Source organism: Variovorax endophyticus (assembly GCF_025376855.1).
Classification (GTDB): Bacteria; Pseudomonadota; Gammaproteobacteria; order Burkholderiales; family Burkholderiaceae_C; genus Variovorax.
Genome location: NZ_JAHUTH010000003.1, coordinates 143832 through 162361, shown reverse-complemented (window position 1 = coordinate 162361; position 18530 = coordinate 143832). Strand labels below are relative to the sequence as shown.

Here is an 18530-nt window from a genome sequence, read left to right as displayed (position 1 = left end):
GCTCCAGGTGTCTCAGCGCGCGGAGGGCGCGACGCTCACGCGGCGCGACTCGAGGTCCAGCGTGCTGTGCACCATGAACTCGAGCGGACAGGGCCGCAGGTCGATCAGCGCATGGATCTCGAAGCGCAGTTCGTTGCCCGCGAGGCCCGCGCCGGCCAGCGGCACGATGCGCAGCGACTGGGCGATCAGGCGCGGCTCGTAGTCGCGGATCGCGCGCCGCAGCATGCGCTCGAGTTCGCTCCAGCGCCGCTGCGACGCGGGGCCGCCCGCGAACGCCGGCAGGCCGAAGTTCAGCGTGGAAGCCGCGGCCAGCGCATGGCGCGCGCGGTCGATGCGGTCCTCGGCGCTGGTGGTGTCGAGCAGGATGGAGAGGTCGCGCCGCACGATCTCGCGCAGGCGCGCGGGGCTCGCCGCGACGTCGGACATGGCGTCGCGCCGCTGGCTCGGCGCCTCGTCGCGCAGGCGGTCGAACAGCGTGGGCAGCAGCCACGCATGCGGGCGCCGCGCGGGCGCGAAAGCCGCTCGCGCCACGCGCGCGCCGGGATGCACGGGATCGATGGAATCGTCGGACATGGTCGCTACCTCCGCCAAGGCCGCCGAGTGTGGCGGCGCCCGCGATGCGGCAGTGCAAACAATGGTCACGCCGCCGCGCGCGGGGCCAGACAGGCCCGCGAAGCGGGAGATATGTCATGACCGGCCCCGCAAGTCCTACAGAACCCGCCGCCCCTCGCCGACACCTCCCGCACCCCTTGCGCCGCGATGCTGACCCCATCGTCAACAACGTGGAGTGCTCGCGGTGAATTCCATCATCTACATCGTCGGTCTGGTCGTCGTCATCGTGGCCGTGCTTTCGTTCTTCGGCCTGCGCTGAAAGACGTCAGTCCCCCTCGAACCATCCACACGCCAGAAAGAACGGGGCCGCCACGCGGCCCCGTTTCGCTTTGGGACGCCGGGCATAATCCGCGCGCTGAGCCGCCCTCGGCCGAGGGCGCATTCGCCGGCACCGAGCCGGCCCCGCCTCCGTTCGCGAAGGGACGCTGTTGACCACCACCGCACTGCGCGAGACCCCAGACTTTTCCGATGCGGTGATCACCGAGGCGATCCGATGGGCCGAGCAGAACGGCCCGCTCGACGACGCGCAGGCCATGCGCATCGCCGCGCAGGCGCCGCACACGCCGGCACGCATCGCCGAACGTGCACGCCTGCTCGGCGAACGACTGGGCCTGCAGGCCGAACTGCGGCGCGCGCGCCAGTGGTCGCCCTGGGTGCTGCTCGGGCTCGTGGCCCTCATCGTCGTCGCCGGCCTCGCGCTCGCTGGCAACGTGGTGGGCGGCAGCGAACGCCACATCAACGTGATCGTCGCGCTCGTGAGCCTGCTCGGCGTGCACCTGCTGACGCTGCTGCTGTGGCTGCTCGGGCTGTGGCTGCCGCTGGCCTCCTTCAGCGCGGCGTCGCTGGGCTGGATCTGGCTCTCGCTGACCGCGCGCGTGGCCGGCGGCCGGCATGGCCAGGCGCCGCTGCTGGTGCGCGCCACCACGGGCCTGCTGGGTCGCGCGAAGCTGCTGCCCTGGGCCTTCGGCATCGTGAGCCACGGCATCTGGTCGCTGTCCTTCGCGGTGGTGCTGGCGGCGATGCTGTTCGCGCTGGCCTTCCGCAGCTACACGCTGAGCTGGGAGACCACCATCCTCGATCCGGCCTTCTTCGTGCGCGCGGTCGATGCGCTGGGCTGGGCGCCGTCGAAGCTGGGCTTCCCGGTGCCCGATGCCGCCACCGTGCTGGCCGCCGTGCCGCCGGCCTCGGGCCAGCGCACCTGGGCGCTGTGGCTCACGGGCTGCATCCTGACCTACGGGCTGCTGCCGCGCCTCGTGCTGCTGGGCTGGAGCGCCGCCGTGTGGCGCCTGCGCCGCCAGGCACTGCGGCCCGCGCTCGACGCGCCCTACTACCGCCAGCTCGCGGCCCGCTTCGCGGCGCTCGCGCCCAGCGCCATCGTCGATGCCGATCCGGGCCGCCGCGCGCGCGAGGCGCCCGTGGGCCTCGCGCCCTCGGACCTGCGCGACCTGCGCGTGCTGGTCGGCTTCGAGCTGCCGCCCGACATCGCCTGGCCGCCCGAAGGCCTGCCCGCGGACCTGCGGCTCGAGCGCATCGACGGCAGCGCCCCCGAGCGCCGCGCGCTGCTCGACCGCCTCGCGCTCGCGCGGCCGCGCAGCGTGGTGCTGGCCTGCCGCGCGGCCGCGAGCCCCGATCGCGGCACCGAGCGCTTCGTGCGCGACCTGCTCGCGCACAGCGGCGAATGCCGCCTGTGGCTGATCGCCGAGGGCGGCAACGAAGGCCCGGCGATCGCGCGCTGGCTCGCCTGGCTGCGCGACGCCGGCCTCGAGCGCGTGGCCGCGGACACCTCGCTCGCCGAGCTGCTGGGCGCCATCGACAGCGTCGCATCATGAGCGACCCGATCCGCATCGCCGTCGTCGGCCACACCAATGCCGGCAAGACCTCGCTGCTGCGCACGCTCACGCGGCGCATCGATTTCGGCGCGGTGTCCGACCGCCCCGGCACCACGCGCCATGTCGAGTCGGTCGACCTCGAGATCGACGGCCGCCCCGCCGTGCGCTTCTACGACACGCCGGGCCTCGAGGACGCGGTGGCCTTGCGCGAGCACCTCGCGCGCATCGATCCCGCGGGCCAGGCCACGCCGCCCGAGCGCATCCGCCGCTTCCTGCAGGGCCCCGAGGCGCACGGCGCCTTCGAGCAGGAGGCCAAGGTGCTGCGCGCCATGCTCGACATCGACGCCGCCTTCCTCGTGATCGACGTGCGCGAACCGGTGCTGCCCAAGTTCCGCGACGAGATCGAGCTGCTCAACGCCTGCGCGCGGCCGGTGCTGCCGGTGCTCAACTTCGTGCGCGACGCGGCCAGCCGCGAGGCCGCCTGGAAGGAACTGCTCTCGGCCTACGGCCTGCACGTGCAGGTGCGCTTCGACGCGGCGGCGCCCTTCGTGGGCGCCGAGCGCGATCTCTATGGCGACCTCGCGACGCTGCTGCGCGACCGGCGCGAACTACTGCGCGGCGTGGCCGACGCGCTCGAGGCCGAGGCCGCGGCGCGGCGCCGCGCGGCCGCCGCGCGCGTGGCCGAGTTGCTGGTCGACGCCACCGCGCTGCGGCGCAGCGTGCCGGCCGCCGAGTTCGCCGATCCCGCGCGCCGCGACGCGCTGGTCGCCGCGCTGCGCAGGACCGTGTTCGACAAGGCGCAGCGCTGCGCCGACGACCTGCTCGCGCTCTACGGCTTCCGCCAGGGCGACGCGGCCGAGGCGCCGCTGCCGATGATCGAGGGCCGCTGGGCGCTCGACTTCTTCAATCCCGAGGCGATGAAGGACGCCGGCCTGCGTCTGGGCAAGGGCGCGGCCATCGGCGCCGCGGTCGGCGCGGTGGCCGATCTCGCGGTGGCCGGCCTCTCGCTCGGCGCCGGCGTGGCGCTGGGCGGCGCCATCGGCAGCGCGGTGTCGCAGGGCTGGGGCCCGCTGGGCCGCAAGCTCGCGAACAAGCTGCGCGACGTGCACGAGCTCACCGTGGAAGACGGCGTGCTGTTCACGCTCGCGGCCTGGCAGCTGCAGCTCGCGCGCGCGCTCGAGCGCCGCGGCCATGCGGCCACGCAGCGCATCGAGGCGGTGGACGGCGGCGCCGACGCGCCCGGTGAAGCCATCGCCGCCGCGCTGCGTGCCGCGCAGCCGGCGCGCAGCCATCCCGAATGGGAGAGCGGCCAGGGCGCGGCCGGTGCCTTGCAGTCGGTGCGCGCGCTGTGGCGTCCCGCGCCGCAGCGCGAAGCGCTGGTGGCGACGCTCGCGGGGCTGCTGCAGGGCGGCTTCGAGGCCTGAGCCCGAGCCGCGCTCAGTCCAGCAGATCCTCCAGCCGCAGCGGCAGCCGCCGCAACCGCTTGCCCGTGGCATGGAACACCGCGTTCACGATCGCGGGCGCCACGCCCACCATCGCGACCTCGCCGAGCCCCTTCACGCCGAGCGCGTTGAAGCGCGTGTCGGGCTTGCCGACGAAGCCGACCTCGATGCGGCCGATGTCGGCCGCCACCGGCAGCACGTACTCGGCCAGGTCGGCGTTGAGGAAGCCGCCATGGCGCGGATCGACCTCGCTGGCCTCGCGCAGCGCGGCGCCGATGCCCCAGACCACGCCGCCCTCGACCTGGCTGCGCGCGGTGCGCGGACTCGCGACCGCGCCGCAGTCGGCCACGCTCACCACCCGCGGCACGCGGATGCGGCGCGTGGTCGGCTCGATGCGCACCTCGACGAAATGCGCGATGAAGCTGAAGCCCACGTAATCGGGATAGACCGGCCCGGCCGCGGCCGGCAGCCCGCCCGTGAGCCGGCCATAGACCTGCTCGGGCTGGCCGGGCGCGCGACGCCGGCTCTCGGCCTCGGCCTGCGCGCGGCCCGAGGCACGCAGCAGTTCGAGCGCGGTGGCGTTCGCGCCCGCGCCGGGCGCACGGGTGCGCAGGTCCTCCATCAGCCGCTGCGCCGCCTCCTGCACCGGCGGCAGCGCGGTCGCGGTGCCCCAGGAGCCGGCGGTCAGGTGCTGCGGCGCGGCGCCGGTGTCGCCGAGGGCAATCTCCACCGCGGCCACCGGCGCGCCGAGCACGCGCGACACGGTGAGCGCGATCGCGGTGCGCATGCCCTGCCCCATCTCGTGGCCGCCCACCGCCACGCGCACGCGGCCGTCGCCGGCCAGGCTCACGGTGGCGAAGGCCGGCGCCATCGCGGCCTTGTAGGCGCCCACGGCCACGCCCCAGCCGATGCGGCTGCCGTCGGCGGCGCGCATCGAGCCCGGCGCCATGTCGCGCCGCGCCCAGCCGAAGGCCTCGCTGCCCTGCACCAGGCATTCGGCCAGGTGGCGCGAGGAGAAGGGCTTGCCGCTCAGCGGATCGACCGCGGTGTCGTTGGCGAGCCGGAAGGCCACCGGGTCGCGGCCCAGCAGGCAGGCCATCTCGTCGACCGCGCTCTCGAACGCGAAGGCGGCCGGATGCTCGAAGGGCGCGCGCATGTAGCCGGGCGTCTGCACGTCGGTGCGCACCAGCCGGTCGCGGCCGAGGAAGTGCTTCACGCCGTACAGCCGCGAGGTGATCTCGCTGCCGCTCGAGGGAAAGAGGTCGTGGCGCGAGGTCTGCTGGTCGATGTCGTGCACCGCCGCGACCAGCCGGCCCTCGCGGTCCGCGCCCAGGCGCACGTGATGCCGGCTCGCGGGCCGGAAGCTGGCGTTGTGGAACAGCTGCGCGCGCGTCAGCACCAGCTTGACGGGACGGCCGAGCTCGCGCGCGGCGATCGCCACCGCCGCAGTGTGCGACTGCAGCGAGTTCTTCTGGCCGAAGCCGCCACCCAGCGTGGGCGAGAGCACGCGCACGCGCGCCGGCTCGATGCCGAGCTGCTTCGCGAGGCCGTGGCGCACGCCCTCGGCGTTCTGCGTGGGCTCGCGCACGGTCAGCACGCCCTCGTTCCATTCGGCCACGGTCGCGATGATCTCCATCGGGTTCTGGTGCTTGATCGGCAGCTCGTAGCGCGCCTCCACCGTGAAGGCCGCCGCGGCCAGCGCGGCCTCGGCATCGCCCACGCGGCGGTCGGCGAACATGGGCTGCGGCAGCAGCGCGGACTGGGCCTGCGGCTGCGCGTCGGACGCGTCGATGCCCGCGACGAAGGGCTGGGCCTCGTAGCGCACTTCCACCAGGGCCGCTGCCTCGCGCGCGGCTTCGAGCGTGTCGGCGACCACCATCGCGACGGTCTGGCCGCGGTAGGCGATCTGCGCCGAGCGCAGCGGATAGAAGCTCTGGAAGCCGAAGCCGCCGCCCATCAGGAAGCCGCCCGATTCGAAGGCGCCGATGTTCTGGTGCGTGTAGACCTTGCGCACGCCGCGCACGCGCTCGGCGACGCCGGTGTCGATGCGCGCCACGCTGCCGCGCGCGATGCGCGACGGCACCAGCGCGGCATGCAGCAGGCCGGCGCGCGCATCGTCGGCCGCATAGCGGGTGGCGCCGCGCACCTTGTCGTGCGCATCGACGCGCTCGGCGCCGGGCCGCGCGCCGCGTTGGGGGTTCTGGATCGTGGTTGCCATCGTTCAGCTCCTGTCCCGGGCCAGCATCAGCGCGTCGGTCACCGTCTCGATGCCGAGCGCCACCTTGAAGCCGTTGTGTTCGAGCGGCTTCGCCTGCGCGAACGCGATCTCGGCCGCGCGCCGCGCCGCGGCCTGCGTGAAGGGCCGCCCGATCAGGCTGCGCTCGGCCTCGAGCGCGCGCCACGGGTGCGTGGCCACGCCGCCGAGCGCGATGCGCGCGTCGACCACGCGGTTGGCGCGCAGGTGCAGGCCCACCGCCGCCGAAGCCAGCGCGAAGGCATAGGACTCGCGGTCGCGGATCTTGTGGTACGTGGAGGCCCGCCCCGCCGGCGTGCGCGGCACGCGGATGCGCACGATCAGCTCGTCGGCCGCGAGCACGGTCTCGAGGTGCGGCGTGGCGCCGGGCGCGCGGTGCAGCTCGCGCACGGCCACCGTGCGTTCGCCGCGCGGGCTCAGCGTGTCGACCTGCGCATCGAAGGCCGCGAGCGCCACCGCCCAGTCGCCCGGGTAGACCGCCACGCAGGCCTCGCTGCCGCCGAGCACCGCATGGCCGCGGTTCACGCCGGCCAGCGCCGCGCAGCCGCTGCCGGGCACGCGCTTGTTGCAGGCGAACTCGGGGCCGCCGCGGAAATAGGCGCAGCGCGTGCGCTGCAGCAGGTTGCCGCCCACGCTCGCCATGTTGCGCAGCTGCTGCGAAGCCGCCTTCCACAGCGATTCCGACAGCGCGGTGAACTCGCGCTGCACCACGGGATGCTCGGCCACGTCGCTCATCGCGGCGAGCGCGCCGATGCGCAGCTCGGCCCGGTCGCTGGCGTCGATCTCGCGCAGGCCCTCGATGCGGCCGATGTCGACGACCGTGGCCGGCGCTTCCACGCCGAGCTTCATCAGGTCGAACAGGGTGGTGCCGCCCGCGAAGTAGCGCGCGCCGGGCTGGCTGCGCGAGAGCAGCTGCACGGCCTCGGCGCTGCTGCGCGGCCGGTGGTAGGCGAAGTCATGCATGGCGGCGGCCCTCCATGGCTTCGGTCTCGGCGCGCATGCGCGGAGCGGCATCGCGGATCGCCTCGAGGATGCCGGCGTAGGCACCGCAGCGACAGAGGTTGCCGCTCATGTACTCGCGGATCTGCGCCTCGCTGGTGGCGTGGCCCTCGCGCACGCAGGCGATGGCGGCCATCACCTGGCCCGGCGTGCAGTAGCCGCACTGCAGCGCGTCGTGGTCGACGAAGGCCTGCTGCATCGGATGCAGCGTGCCGTCGGGCGCGGCGATGCCCTCGATGGTGGTGACGGCGCAGCCGTCGGTCTTCACGCCCAAGGTGAGGCAGGAGGCGACGCGCCGGCCGTCGAGGTGCACGGTGCAGGCACCGCACTGGCCGTGGTCGCAGCCCTTCTTGGCGCCGGTGAGGCCGAGCTGCTCGCGCAGCACGTCGAGCAGCGAGGCGCGCGGCTCGAGCTGCAGCGCATGCGGCTGGCCGTTGATGACGACGCGGGTGTCGATGCGCGGCGGCGCGGGCGCGGCCGTGGCCTCCTGCGCGCTCGCCAAACCGGTGCCCGCGGCACCGGCGGCGCCGGCCGCGGTGCTCATCATGAAGGTGCGGCGGCTCAGCGCGGGCGCGCCGGTGCCGGGGGATGGGGTGGGGTTCATCGTGGCGTCCTTTCTTCTTCTGCTCAGACCTCGCGCCCGATGCGCGCATCGAGCGACAGCCGGCCGCCGCCGCGCGCCAGCAGGCACAGCGCGATGAAGAACAGCATCAGCGGGTATTCGAAGCCGCGGTCGATCCACGGGAAGGTCGGGCCCATCACGTAGCAGATGACCAGCATCTGCACCGCGACCATCGCGGCAACCACGCGCGTGAACAGGCCGGCCGCCAGCATCAGCCCGCCCACGCCCTCGAGGAGGGCGACGAACCAGCCGAGCAGCTCGGCGCCCGGCAGGTGCAGCACGTTGGCGATCAGGTTGACCGAGCCCTTCATCGGGTCGGCCATGCTGCCGTGGCTGCGGCCCAGCAGCTTGGGCAGGCCGTGGGTCACGAGCATCAGGCCGAACGCCAGGCGCAGCAGCGCGTAGCTCAGCGGCTCGAAGCGGTCATAGGTGCCGCGCAGGCGCGGAAAGATCAACTGCATGGGGGTCGCTCCTCGGAAGGAAAAGGTGACGAGGCGCGGCGGGATGGCCGGCGCGCTGGCAGTCTCTCTGTTCTGCATTGGCGAATAAATATGCGAATTTCGTCAATACAATTCAACACAAGCCAACAATCTGCCGAGCTCATTCCATGGACCGCTTCGATGCCATGCGCCTGTTCACCCGCATCGTGGAGCTCGGCAGCTTCACGCAGGCCGCGGCCGCGCTCGAACTGCCGCGCGCCACCGCCACCCATGCGATCAAGGAGCTCGAGGCCCGGCTGCAGGTGCGCCTGCTCGAGCGCACCACGCGCCAGGTGCGCACCACGGTCGACGGCCAGGCCTACTACGAGCGCTGCCGCCACCTGCTGCTCGAACTCGAGGACGCCGAGTCCTCGCTCGCGCAGCTCGCGGTCAATCCGCGCGGGCGGCTGCGCATCGACATCCATGGCGCGGCCGCCAACGACATCGTGCTGCCGCGCATCGGCGACTTCCATGCGCGCTATCCGAACATCGTGCTCGCCGTGGGCAGCGGCGACCGGCTCGTGGAGCTGGTGCGCGAGGGCGTGGATTGCGTGGTGCGCGCGGGCGAGCCCAAGGACTCCTCGCTGGTCACGCGCCGGCTCGCGCTGCTGCCGCAAGTGACCTGCGCGAGCCCGGCCTACCTGGCCGAACGCGGCACGCCGCTGACACCGGCCGACCTGCTGGGCCAGCGGCACCTGGCGGTGAACTTCTTCTCGTCCTCGCGGCCCGACCACTTCCCCTACCTGTTCGAGGTGAACGGGCGCGTCGAGCAGGTCGTGCTGCCCGACTGGATCAGCGTGAACAACGCCGACAGCTACAAGACCTGCGCCGAGCAGGGCTGCGGGATCATCCAGGTGCCGCGCTATCACATCGAGCGCCAGCTGCGCGCCGGCACGCTGGTGGAGATCCTCGCCGACACGCCCTGCCCGCCGATGGTCTATTCGGTGCTCTACCCGCAGCACCGGCTGCTGTCGCCGCGCGTGCGGGTGTTCGTGGACTGGGTGACGGCGCTCTATGCGGAGCGCTTCGGGGCGCTGACGTAGCGGCCATGCCGTGGAACCGCGCCGCGCCGACAGGCATGGCTGCGGCATCCGGGCCGGCCGCTCATTCGTCGTCCGACAGCTGCGCCAGCTTGACGCGCAAGGTCTCGCGCTCGCGATCGAACAGCAGCGGAAGCACCAGCCATTGCTCGTAGAGCGTGGCGATCCAGCAGCAATAGCCGCTGTCGGGCCGATGCGCCTCCAGGCGCTCGAAGCACTGATGGATGTCGAGCATGTGGGCCGGTTCATGGCGGCCGATCCACGCGAGCGCGCGGATCGCCGCACAGGTCGACCAATCGGCGGGACCGAGCATCGCGCAGAGCAGCAGCTCGCGCCGCCGCGAACCCTGCCAGCCCTCGTCAACCTGCGCCAGGACCTGCGCCGCGACCATCTGCACGCGCGGTAGCCAGGCCAGCGCCTCGGTGCCCGCCGGCAGCGCGGGTGGATGCACCATGCAGGCCAGCACCTCGAGCGAACGGTCTTGCCCCGAAGCGGGACCGAGAGCCAGCGCCGCGTGGCTGGCGGCGGCCCAGTTGGCATCCGGTTCGTAGGGCATCCGGGCCAGCCCGGCAATGCGTTCGAGCACCTCCGGCGCGGGCGCCGGCAATGCCGGGCTCGCATCGGTGCCGTCGTAGCGCCACAGCGAATGTGCCACCGGACCGGCCGGCTCCCGCGGATCGGGATGCGGGATGCCGTCGACCCGCACCGTCAGGGTCACGGGCTGATCCAGTGCCGCCAGCGCGAGCGTGAAAGCCAGGGCATTGGAAGGCGCCTCGATCAAGGACAGGCTCATCGACAAACGATTCGGCCGGGACGGCTCGGTGCTGTTGCCGGCCGGCGGGGCGGCCCGAAGCGACGCGAGCAGCTTGCGCAGCGTGTTGGCGCTCGCATCCTCCGGCTCGGGCAGCCTGTCGAACGCGGTATGCCAGAGCCGCTGCGCCCGCGCATTGCCTGCCTGGGCGGCTGCGAGGACGCGGTCGATCCACTGCGCGTCGCCCGTCAGCTTCCATTGGCAATACCACTGCGAGGCCTGCGCCCAGTCATGATCGGCCTCCTGCGCAAGCACATGGTCGTACCCCTGCAGCGCCTGTGCCCAGTCCTGGTTCTCGAGCCAGCCATCGGCCATCTCGAGAAAGGTGCTGAGCTCTTGCGGGTCGAACGCGATCGCGCGGCGAAAGGCCTGCTCGGCCTCGGGCATGCGCCGCTGCTGGCGCAGCACCAGGCCGATCGCCGTCGCCACATGCCAGTCGGACGCTTCGGCCAATGGCCCGGCCAGCCGCAGCGCATCGTCGAACAGGCCGGCGCGCCGCAGGAAGCCGATCCGCAGCATGCGCCACTGCGCCTGGAACTCGTCCGCCGGCGCGATGCGCGCCAGCACCCGTGCCCAGCGCTGCATCGACCAGAGTCGGCGGGCGCTGCTGAGTCGGGCTTCGGAAGACTGCGTCAGCATCGCCTTGGCCAGGCGCATCTGCAGCCCGACGGAGAGCGACTCGATCGCCCCCGCGGGCTCGAGCCACTCGAGCAGCCAGGCACTCAGCCTGCCCGCGCCCTCGGGTTCCGACTGCACGATCTCCACCACGAGTTCGGTGGCCTCCTCCAGCCGGCCATCGCGCCGCCAGAGCCATGCCCGCAAGGCCTCGGGGCCCGCGTACCTTTGCTGTTCAGGAGGCAGCAGCGTCTCGGCGGCACCGCTGCCCGCCTTGTGCGCATAGCGCCCGGCCAAGGCCAGCGAGTCCGCATCGGTCGGCGCCATCAGCAGCAGATTGCCCAGGTGCTGCGCGCCATGCGCGAGTTCGCCGTCCATCTCGAGTGAGTTGCGCGCGATCCATCGTTCGAACTCGAAGGTGCCGGCGCGAAGTTCCACCGCGCCGCTTTCCTTCGGCACCGCGTCCACCGCGTTCCGCGGCGCGACGCGACCGCCGATCCAGCGTTTCCACCATGACATCGCCTTGTTCTCCCTCGATTGCACATCGCGCACATCGCGCAGGACATTGCCTGGCCTCGGCCATCGAGCGCGAATGTACCGGACGCAAAACACTCCTTCGATGGACGCCGCCGCATGGCCGCGCATCCGCGTTGAAAGCGGCACGCAGGCCGGTGCTCGGCGAGCGGATCGGAGGCTTCATGGCGCCACGATGTCGCTGCCGCGGGCCGTGGCACCAGTCATGGTTCCGTCATGGGTCAAACCTAGCATCCGGCGGCCTTCTGGCCATATCCAACACGCAAAAAACAACCATGACCTCAAAGCTTCCCGCACCCGCCCCCCGTCCCCTGCGTGCCGCCTTCGCCGCGCTCGGTGGCAGCCTCGTCATCGCCGCCTGCGGCGGTGGTGGTGGCGGTGCCATCGTCCCGGTGTTCCCGCCCGCCCCCGCGCCGGCACCCGCGCCCGCCCCGGCGCCCACGCCGCTGGGCACGCTCGACGGCTCGGTGCCGCTGGTGATCGGCCACCGCGGCCTGCCCGGCCTGTTCCCGGAGGAAACCCAGAAGGCCTACGAAGCGGCCGCCGATGCCGGCGCCGATTCGCTCGAGACCGACCTGCACCTGACCAAGGACTGCGTGCTGGTCGCGCGCCACAACCCCTGGCTCAGCGACAACACCGACATCGCCGACGTCGCCAAGACCAACGCCACCGTGAACGCGCGCAAGCGCACCGTGCCCGGCGTGCTGGTCGACGTGAAGTACCCGCCGATCGAGGCCAACGGCCCCAAGCAGTACCTGAGCGACCTCACCGATCCCAAGGATCCGAAGTCGGTGCTCAAGTCGCTGATCGTCGACGGCGAGGACCACACCAACGACTGGTCCATCACCGACTTCACGCTGGCCGAGCTCAAGCAGTGGATCCACGGCACCACCTACGACGCGAAGGACGAGCGCCCGACCGATCTCAACGGCAAGCTGCCGATCCTGAGCTTCCAGGAAGTGATCGACATCATGCGCGCCAAGGCCAAGGCCACCGGCCGCACGATCACCGTGTATCCGGAAACCAAGAACCCGATCTGGAACAACGCCCAGGCGATCGCCAACGGCTGCGGCCCGGCCGGCAGCCATCCGCTGGAAGACGCGCTGCTCAAGGCGATGAACGCCAACGACCTGAACCGCAAGGACGCGCCGATCTTCGTGCAGAGCTTCGACCCGGTGAGCCTCAAGTACCTGCGCTCGGCCGGCCTCAAGGCACGCGCGGTGCAGCTGGTGGACGGCAACGCCATCGACTTCAAGACCGGCGAGATGATCTACGTCACCAACGACGTCTACACCTTCGTCGACGGCCGCCCCTACAGCTGGACGCTCGCGGGCGACCCGCGCTGGTTCGGCGCGATGCTCACCCCGGCCGGCCTGGCCGAGGTGAAGACCTATGCCGACGGCATCGGCCCGTGGAAGCCGCAGGTGATGGCCCACACCATCGTGCCGTTCAAGGCCGGCGGCACGCTGGCCGACGTGAACACGATCAAGCCCACCGCGCTGATCGCCGACGCCCACAAGGCCGGCCTGTTCGTGCACAGCTACACCTTCCGCAACGAACAGAAGTACCTCGCGGGCGTGTTCAAGAAGGACCCCAAGGCCGAGTACCTCGCGTACTTCCGCGCCGGCATCGACGGCGTGTTCTCGGACTTCGCGAACACGGCCTTCGCCGCGCGCCAGGACTACCTGAAGGAAACCGGCCGCTGAGCCGGCAGGCGGCACGGCATGTACCCGGGCGAACGACTCAACGGGTACAGCCACCTGCTCGGCCTGCTGCTCGCCCTGCCGGCGGCCGTGCTGCTGCTGGCCAAGACCCTGCCCACGGGCGACCCGGCGAAGATCGCCGGCTCGCTCGTGTTCTCGCTCTCGGCGGTCGCGCTCTACGCGGCCTCCACCCTGTTCCACAGCACGCGCGGCCGGCTCAAACGCCTGTGGGAGTGCGCCGACCACTGCGCGATCTACCTGCTGATCGCCGGCACCTACACCCCGTTCGCGCTGGTGATGCTCGAAGGCGCCTGGGCCTGGCTGCCGCTGCTGGCGATGTGGGGCGCGGCCGCGGTCGGCATCCGGCGCGAGCTGATGGCCGCGCGCGGCGCGCCCGTGAAGCCCTCGCTGCCGCTGTACATCGGCATGGGCTGGCTCGCGATCGCCGCGGCCGTGCCGCTGGCGATGCAGCTCGAGGGCGGCGGCCTCGCATGGCTGCTGATCGGCGCCGTGCTCTACACCGCGGGCACGGTCTTCTACCGCAACCGCCGCGGCTTCCGGCACGCGCATGCCGTGTGGCACCTGTTCGTGCTCGCGGGCACGGTCAGCCACTACGTGGCGGTGGGCTGGTTCGTGCTGTAACCCGGCCTCTTACTCTTCGCTGGTCCACTCCACCTGCACGCCCAGGCTGCGCAGGTTCTCGACGAAGCGCGGATGCGCGCGACGGATCGGCGTGGCGTTGCGGATCTCGGAGCGGCCCTCGATGCTCGAGGCCACCATGAAGAGCGCGATCGCCACGCGGATGATGTAGGGGCTCTCGACCACCGCGGGCACCAGCGGCGCACCGCCGAAAGTGATGAGCCGGTGCGGGTCGGACGAGAACACATGGGCGCCGAATTTCGAGAGCTCGCCGGTCCAGCCCAGCGCGCCGTCGTAGACCTTGTTCCAGAACATCGCGTTGCCCTGCGCGCGCACGCCCAGCGCGATGAAGATCGGCAGCAGGTCGACCGGAAAGTACGGCCAGGGCGCGGCCTCGACCTTGGTCAGCACGTTGGCGGTGAACGGCGTCTGCACCTTGAGCGGCCCCGAGCGCACGGCGCGCGACCAGCCGTCCTCGTGCACGATCTGCACGCCGAACTTGGCGAAGGTGCGGTCGATCAGCGGGAAGTTGGCCGGCGCGCTGTTGCGCACCACCACGTCGCCGCCGGTGATGGCGCCGAGCGCGAGGAAGGTGGTGATCTCGTGGAAGTCCTCGTCGAAGCGGAACTCGCCGCCGCCCAGCGCATGGCCGCCATGCACCGTGAGGCGCGAGGTGCCGATGCCGTCGATGCGCGCGCCGATCATGGCCATGAAGCGGCAGAACTCCTGCACGTGCGGCTCGGAAGCCGCGTTGGTCAGGGTCGAGGTGCCCTCGGCGCCGACCGCGCACAGCACGAAGTTCTCGGTGGTGGTGACCGAGGCGTAGTCGAGCCAGTGGTCGGTGGGCACCAGGCGCCCGGCGGTGCGCACCAGCAGCGAGCCCTCGGCGCGCTCGACCTGGCCGCCGAAGCTGCGGAACACCTCCACGTGCGGATCGATCTCGCGCACGCCCAGGGTGCAGCCCTTGACGTTGTCCTCGAGCCGCGCCACGCCGAAGCGCGCCAGCAGCGGCGGTACCAGCATGATCGAGGAGCGCATCTCCTCGGGCAGCCGGTGGGCGGCGGCGTCGAACACGGTGTCGCGGTGGTGCAGCGCGAGCGTGCCGGTGGCGTGGTCGAGCTGCACCTCGCTGCCCAGCGTGCGGAAGATGTCGAGGATCTTGCGCACGTCGGTGATGTCGGGCACGCCATGCAGGCGCAGCGGCTCGCGCGTGAGCAACGTGGCGCAGAGGATCGGCAGCACCGCGTTCTTGTTGGCCGACGGCGTGATGCGGCCGCGCAGCGGCGTGCCGCCGTGGACGATGAGATTGGACATGTGTGTGTGGGACCCCTGTATGGGGTGAATGATAGGCGGCGCTAGGCCTCGTGGCCCGGCGTGCGGCGCGGAATCCAGTGGGCCAGCACGCCGGCCGCGGCGAAGGCGAGCCCGCCCGTGACCGCGATGCCCGCGGCCAGCGAGAGGCTGCCCGCGAGGAAGGACAGCAGCGCCGGCCCGCAGGAGGCGCCGATGTCGGACATCAGCCGCCACACGCCGAGGAAGTGCGCGCGGCCATGGCGCGGCGAATGGTCGGCGCCCAGGGTCATGATCATTCCCGAGCCGATGCCGTTGCCGAAGCCGATCGCCAGCGCCGCGACCAGCAGCGTGGCGGCGCCCGTGGTCAGCGGCATCAGCAGCATCGCGAGCCCCATGATCAGCATCGAGGGCACCGCGACCCAGCGCCGGCCCTTCTGGTCCATCACCTTGCCGGCCGGGTAGAACACCAGCATGTCGATGCCGCCGGCCATGCCGTAGATCAGCGAGGCCACCGAGGGAGCGAGCGCGAGGTGGTCGGCCCACAGCGGGATCACGGCCTGGCGCGAGGCGCGCACCGCGCTGACCAGGGTCACGGCGATGCCCAGCGTGAGGAACACGCGGCGGTGATCGCGCAGGGTCGAGACGATGGTGGGCTTCGCGGGCGCGGCCTGGCCCGGCGGCACGGGCGGAAGTTCGAGGTCCGGGATGCGCGCGCCCAGGATGGCCGCGCCGGCCACCGCCACGATGCCGAGCACGTAGGCCGCCATCAGGCCGAAGAAATGCACCGCGCCGGCCGCCAGGAAGGGTCCGATGAACATGCCGATGCGCATCACGCCGCCCAGCGTGGACAGCGCCCGCGCGCGGTACTCGACCGGCACCGCCTCGCTCATGTAGCTCTGGCGCGCGAGGTTGTAGACCGCCTGCGACATGCCGACCATGAAGCAGCCGAGCGCGAACAGGCCCAGGTGCGAGGTCCACACGCACAGCGCCATGCCGAGCGCGCTCCAGGCGCCGGCCGCGACGATGGCCCAGCGCTCGCCCCAGCGCATGGTGATCATCGAGGCCGGGATGTTGTTGAGCAGCGAGCCGATGCCGATCAGCGCCATCACCAGCGCCGCCATCGGCACCGAGGCGCCGAGCTCGCGCGCCGTGAGCGGCACGATCGGCAGGATCGCGCCCTCCCCGATGCCGAACAGCAGCGAGGGGCCGAAGGCCGGCACCGCGATGCGCCACAGCGAGAACGGGGCCTGGGAGGAGGACGAGGAGGTGGAGACGGCGGGCGGGGACGACATGCGGCGGGGGCTCTGGCTGGATGCCCTGGCCGCGCGGGGCGCGCAAGGCGCCGGCATTGTCCCGCCGATGGCGCGCGGGCGCAGGCGCGCCGCGCAGTGCCCGATGGGGCGGGTACGGCATTGCGGCCCGGGGCAGCGCGAACGCTCAGCCCCGCATCGCGTTCGCCACGATGCGCACCGCCGAGGCCACCACGTCGTTGCGCGTCTTCGCGCCCTTGTCGCCCGGGAAGGTCAGGTACACCGCGAGCACCAGCGGCGCGCCCGAAGCCGGCCACAGCACGCCGACGTCGTTGTTGGTGCCGTAGTCGCCCGCGCCGGTCTTGTCGCCCACGGCCCAGCCGGCCGGCACGCCGGCCAGGAAGCGCTCCTTGCTGGTGGTGTTGCCGCGCAACCAGGCCTCGAGCCGCGCGCGCTGCGGCGCGGCCAGCGCATCGCCGAGCACCAGCCGCTGCACGCTGGCGGCCATCGCGGCCGGGCTGGTGGTGTCGCGCGGATCGCCGGGGATGGCGCTGTTGAGCTCGGTCTCCCAGCGGTCGAGGCGGAACACCGTGTCGCCGATGGAGCGCGCATAGGCCGTGACGCCGGCCGGCCCGCCGAGCTGGTGCAGCAGCAGGTTGGCCGCGGCGTTGTCGCTGTACTGCAGCGTGGCGGCGCACAGCTCGGCCACGGTCATGCCGTCGGCCAGGTGCTTCTCGGTGATCGGCGAGTTCGGCAACAGGTGGGCGCGGGTGTAGCTCAGGCGGCGCTCGAGCAGCGCCGGTTCCTGCGCGGTGCCGCGCTGCAGGATCGCGGCCGCGAGCATCAGCTTGAAGGTGCTGCACATCGGAAACAGCTCGTTGCCGCGGTGCGCGATGCGCGCGCCGCTGGCGGTGTCGAGCGCGTGCACGCCCAGGCGGCCGCCGCAGTCGCGCTCGAGCGCCGCGAGCCGGGCCTCGGCGTCCGGGCCGGCGGCGGACCAGGCGGCGCAGGCGCTCGCGAGCGGAACCGCGCTGGCGGCGGCGAGGAGCGTACGGCGTCGGATCGGTGTGTTCATGGGTGTGGGATTGCGAGAGAGTGGTTGGACGAGACCGCATCGTAGGAACGGGCACCCCGCGCCGCCAGCGCGAGCGGGGCGGCGGGCGTCCCGGCTGTATCGGGTGTAACGGCACGGCCGGCATGAAAATTCAACCGAAGGGTTGAACAAAATCCGGAACCGATCTATATTCAACCTCATGGTTGAATTTGAACTGCCTGCCGAGCGCCAGGACCAGCGCCTCGACGCCATCTTCCACGCGCTGGCCGACAGCACGCGGCGCACCATGCTGCAGCTGCTGGCCCAGGGCGACTGCAGCGTGGGCGAGCTCGGCGCGCCGTTCCGCATGAGCTTCGCGGGCGCCTCCAAGCACGTGAAGACGCTGGAGCGCGCGGGGCTGGTGTCGCGCACGGTGCACGGCCGCGCCCACGTGTGCCGGCTCGAGCCCGCCGCGCTGGCCACGGCCGACGCCTGGCTGCGCTACTACGAGGGCTTCTGGGGCGGTCGCCTCGATGCGCTCGAGCAGGCGCTGCGCGAAGACGCCGGCTGATTTCTTTCCCCCACCCGACACAAGGAGCAACACCCATGACCACCAACGAACGATTCGGCCGGCTCGTCGAGCCCGGCACCCTGCGCATCGAGCGCCTGCTGGCCGCGCCCGTGGAGCGCGTCTGGTCCTACCTGGTCGATCCCGAGAAGCGCGCGCGCTGGCTCGCGGGTGGCACCATGGCGCCGCAGCCCGGCGCGGTGTTCGAGCTGCGCTTCGAGCACACCACGCTCTCGGGCGAGGCCGCGCCCGAGCGCTACGCGGCCTACCGCGAGCCGCACCTGCAGAAGTCGCGGCTGCTGCGCATCGAGGCGCCGAGGCTGCTGGTCATCAGCTGGGGCAGCGAGGCGGACGACGCCTCCGAGGTCACGTTCGAACTCGCGCCGCAGGGCGATGCGACCCGGCTCGTGCTCACGCACCGCCGGCTGCCCGACCGCAAGGAGACCGTCAGCGTGGCCAGCGGCTGGCATGCGCACCTCGAGGTGCTCGAGGCGTTGCTCGAGGGCCGCGCGCCCGCGGGCTTCTGGACCTCGCTGGCGGCGATCGAACGGCACTACGAGGCGCAGATCGGCTGAGGCGCACGCGCTCGACCACCACGGGGGCCTTCGGGCCCCTTTTCTTTTTCGGCCGGCACTGTCGCGGCGCTGTCATGCGCATCGCGCAGCATCCGAGGCATTGGTTGTATTTGTGGAATTTGTTGTAAATCACATTCATCTGCCCAAGTGCACATGAATGCATCGATCGACGGCAGGCCACGCGCGACCACGAATGCCTTCGTGCCGGGGCGGGTGCCAGTGCCCGCCCCGG

16 protein-coding genes are annotated in these 18530 nt (G+C 72.1%); 7 read left to right on the top strand and 9 right to left on the bottom strand.

The window, feature by feature from the left end; all coding sequences use genetic code 11:
- Positions 1-12 precede the first annotated feature (12 nt).
- Positions 13-573: a type VI secretion system baseplate subunit TssE gene (tssE, locus tag KV106_RS05435; RefSeq protein WP_082322005.1), complete on the bottom strand. Its 561-nt coding sequence runs from the start codon at positions 571-573 to the stop codon at positions 13-15.
- A gap of 467 nt (positions 574-1040) precedes the next feature.
- Between tssE and KV106_RS05430 the strand changes: the two genes are divergently transcribed.
- Together KV106_RS05430 and KV106_RS05425 are read left to right on the top strand one after the other, a co-directional pair.
- Positions 1041-2441, top strand: coding sequence for a DUF2868 domain-containing protein (locus tag KV106_RS05430; protein ID WP_261206861.1), 1401 nt, complete (start codon positions 1041-1043; stop codon positions 2439-2441).
- Positions 2438-3865 (top strand): GTPase/DUF3482 domain-containing protein, encoded by a 1428-nt coding sequence (locus tag KV106_RS05425; RefSeq protein WP_261206859.1) that lies wholly within the window; start codon positions 2438-2440, stop codon positions 3863-3865. The genes KV106_RS05430 and KV106_RS05425 overlap by 4 nt, the downstream gene beginning before the upstream one ends.
- Before the next feature lie 13 nt (positions 3866-3878).
- Here the strand turns inward: KV106_RS05425 and KV106_RS05420 are convergent, their stop codons facing one another.
- From KV106_RS05420 to KV106_RS05405, 4 genes are read right to left on the bottom strand one after another with little or no spacing between them, the layout of a single operon-like run.
- On the bottom strand, positions 3879-6101 hold the full coding sequence (locus KV106_RS05420) for a xanthine dehydrogenase family protein molybdopterin-binding subunit (RefSeq protein ID WP_261206856.1): 2223 nt from the start codon (positions 6099-6101) through the stop codon (positions 3879-3881).
- A 3-nt stretch (positions 6102-6104) separates the two neighbouring features.
- Positions 6105-7100, bottom strand: coding sequence for an FAD binding domain-containing protein (locus tag KV106_RS05415; RefSeq protein ID WP_261206854.1), 996 nt, complete (start codon positions 7098-7100; stop codon positions 6105-6107).
- Positions 7093-7740: a (2Fe-2S)-binding protein gene (locus tag KV106_RS05410; protein ID WP_261206852.1), complete on the bottom strand. Its 648-nt coding sequence runs from the start codon at positions 7738-7740 to the stop codon at positions 7093-7095. The genes KV106_RS05415 and KV106_RS05410 overlap by 8 nt, the downstream gene beginning before the upstream one ends.
- Before the next feature lie 23 nt (positions 7741-7763).
- The gene (locus KV106_RS05405; protein WP_057597412.1) at positions 7764-8219 is read right to left on the bottom strand and encodes a DoxX family protein; all 456 of its coding nucleotides are present in this window, start codon (positions 8217-8219) and stop codon (positions 7764-7766) included.
- Positions 8220-8365: 146 nt separating this feature from the next.
- Here KV106_RS05405 and KV106_RS05400 point away from each other — a divergent pair, with 146 nt between their 5' ends.
- Complete coding sequence (locus KV106_RS05400) at positions 8366-9280, top strand: LysR family transcriptional regulator (protein WP_261206846.1); 915 nt, start codon at positions 8366-8368, stop codon at positions 9278-9280.
- A 61-nt stretch (positions 9281-9341) separates the two neighbouring features.
- Here KV106_RS05400 and KV106_RS05395 read toward each other — a convergent pair whose 3' ends face one another.
- On the bottom strand, positions 9342-11366 hold the full coding sequence (locus KV106_RS05395) for a tetratricopeptide repeat protein (RefSeq protein ID WP_261206845.1): 2025 nt from the start codon (positions 11364-11366) through the stop codon (positions 9342-9344).
- Between the two features lie 146 nt (positions 11367-11512).
- Here KV106_RS05395 and KV106_RS05390 point away from each other — a divergent pair, with 146 nt between their 5' ends.
- Together KV106_RS05390 and trhA are read left to right on the top strand one after the other, a co-directional pair.
- Positions 11513-12943, top strand: coding sequence for a glycerophosphodiester phosphodiesterase family protein (locus KV106_RS05390; RefSeq protein ID WP_261206842.1), 1431 nt, complete (start codon positions 11513-11515; stop codon positions 12941-12943).
- 18 nt (positions 12944-12961) lie between these two features.
- Entirely contained in the window at positions 12962-13582 is a 621-nt protein-coding gene (trhA, locus tag KV106_RS05385) for a PAQR family membrane homeostasis protein TrhA (protein WP_057597838.1), read from the top strand.
- A 9-nt stretch (positions 13583-13591) separates the two neighbouring features.
- Here the strand turns inward: trhA and KV106_RS05380 are convergent, their stop codons facing one another.
- From KV106_RS05380 to bla, 3 genes are all read right to left on the bottom strand, one after another.
- Positions 13592-14893: a UDP-N-acetylglucosamine 1-carboxyvinyltransferase gene (locus KV106_RS05380; RefSeq protein WP_057597839.1), complete on the bottom strand. Its 1302-nt coding sequence runs from the start codon at positions 14891-14893 to the stop codon at positions 13592-13594.
- Between the two features lie 41 nt (positions 14894-14934).
- Entirely contained in the window at positions 14935-16164 is a 1230-nt protein-coding gene (locus tag KV106_RS05375; protein WP_261206836.1) for an MFS transporter, read from the bottom strand.
- Between the two features lie 145 nt (positions 16165-16309).
- A complete protein-coding gene (gene bla / locus KV106_RS05370; protein WP_057597913.1) occupies positions 16310-17197 on the bottom strand; it encodes a class A beta-lactamase in 888 nt (295 codons plus the stop codon).
- A gap of 178 nt (positions 17198-17375) precedes the next feature.
- Here bla and KV106_RS05365 point away from each other — a divergent pair, with 178 nt between their 5' ends.
- Together KV106_RS05365 and KV106_RS05360 are read left to right on the top strand one after the other, a co-directional pair.
- Positions 17376-17726: an ArsR/SmtB family transcription factor gene (locus KV106_RS05365; protein ID WP_261206833.1), complete on the top strand. Its 351-nt coding sequence runs from the start codon at positions 17376-17378 to the stop codon at positions 17724-17726.
- A gap of 35 nt (positions 17727-17761) precedes the next feature.
- Positions 17762-18298 (top strand): SRPBCC family protein, encoded by a 537-nt coding sequence (locus tag KV106_RS05360; protein ID WP_261206831.1) that lies wholly within the window; start codon positions 17762-17764, stop codon positions 18296-18298.
- Positions 18299-18530: the final 232 nt, after the last annotated feature.

Coding starts and splice junctions, on each gene's coding strand:
- tssE (WP_082322005.1), bottom strand. CDS start 573: ATGTCCGACGATTCCATCGATCCCGTGCATCCCGGCGCGCGCGTGGCG.
- KV106_RS05425 (WP_261206859.1), top strand. CDS start 2,438: ATGAGCGACCCGATCCGCATCGCCGTCGTCGGCCACACCAATGCCGGC.
- KV106_RS05420 (WP_261206856.1), bottom strand. CDS start 6,101: ATGGCAACCACGATCCAGAACCCCCAACGCGGCGCGCGGCCCGGCGCC.
- KV106_RS05415 (WP_261206854.1), bottom strand. CDS start 7,100: ATGCATGACTTCGCCTACCACCGGCCGCGCAGCAGCGCCGAGGCCGTG.
- KV106_RS05410 (WP_261206852.1), bottom strand. CDS start 7,740: ATGAACCCCACCCCATCCCCCGGCACCGGCGCGCCCGCGCTGAGCCGC.
- KV106_RS05405 (WP_057597412.1), bottom strand. CDS start 8,219: ATGCAGTTGATCTTTCCGCGCCTGCGCGGCACCTATGACCGCTTCGAG.
- KV106_RS05400 (WP_261206846.1), top strand. CDS start 8,366: ATGGACCGCTTCGATGCCATGCGCCTGTTCACCCGCATCGTGGAGCTC.
- KV106_RS05390 (WP_261206842.1), top strand. CDS start 11,513: ATGACCTCAAAGCTTCCCGCACCCGCCCCCCGTCCCCTGCGTGCCGCC.
- trhA (WP_057597838.1), top strand. CDS start 12,962: ATGTACCCGGGCGAACGACTCAACGGGTACAGCCACCTGCTCGGCCTG.
- KV106_RS05380 (WP_057597839.1), bottom strand. CDS start 14,893: ATGTCCAATCTCATCGTCCACGGCGGCACGCCGCTGCGCGGCCGCATC.
- KV106_RS05375 (WP_261206836.1), bottom strand. CDS start 16,164: ATGTCGTCCCCGCCCGCCGTCTCCACCTCCTCGTCCTCCTCCCAGGCC.
- bla (WP_057597913.1), bottom strand. CDS start 17,197: ATGAACACACCGATCCGACGCCGTACGCTCCTCGCCGCCGCCAGCGCG.
- KV106_RS05365 (WP_261206833.1), top strand. CDS start 17,376: ATGGTTGAATTTGAACTGCCTGCCGAGCGCCAGGACCAGCGCCTCGAC.
- KV106_RS05360 (WP_261206831.1), top strand. CDS start 17,762: ATGACCACCAACGAACGATTCGGCCGGCTCGTCGAGCCCGGCACCCTG.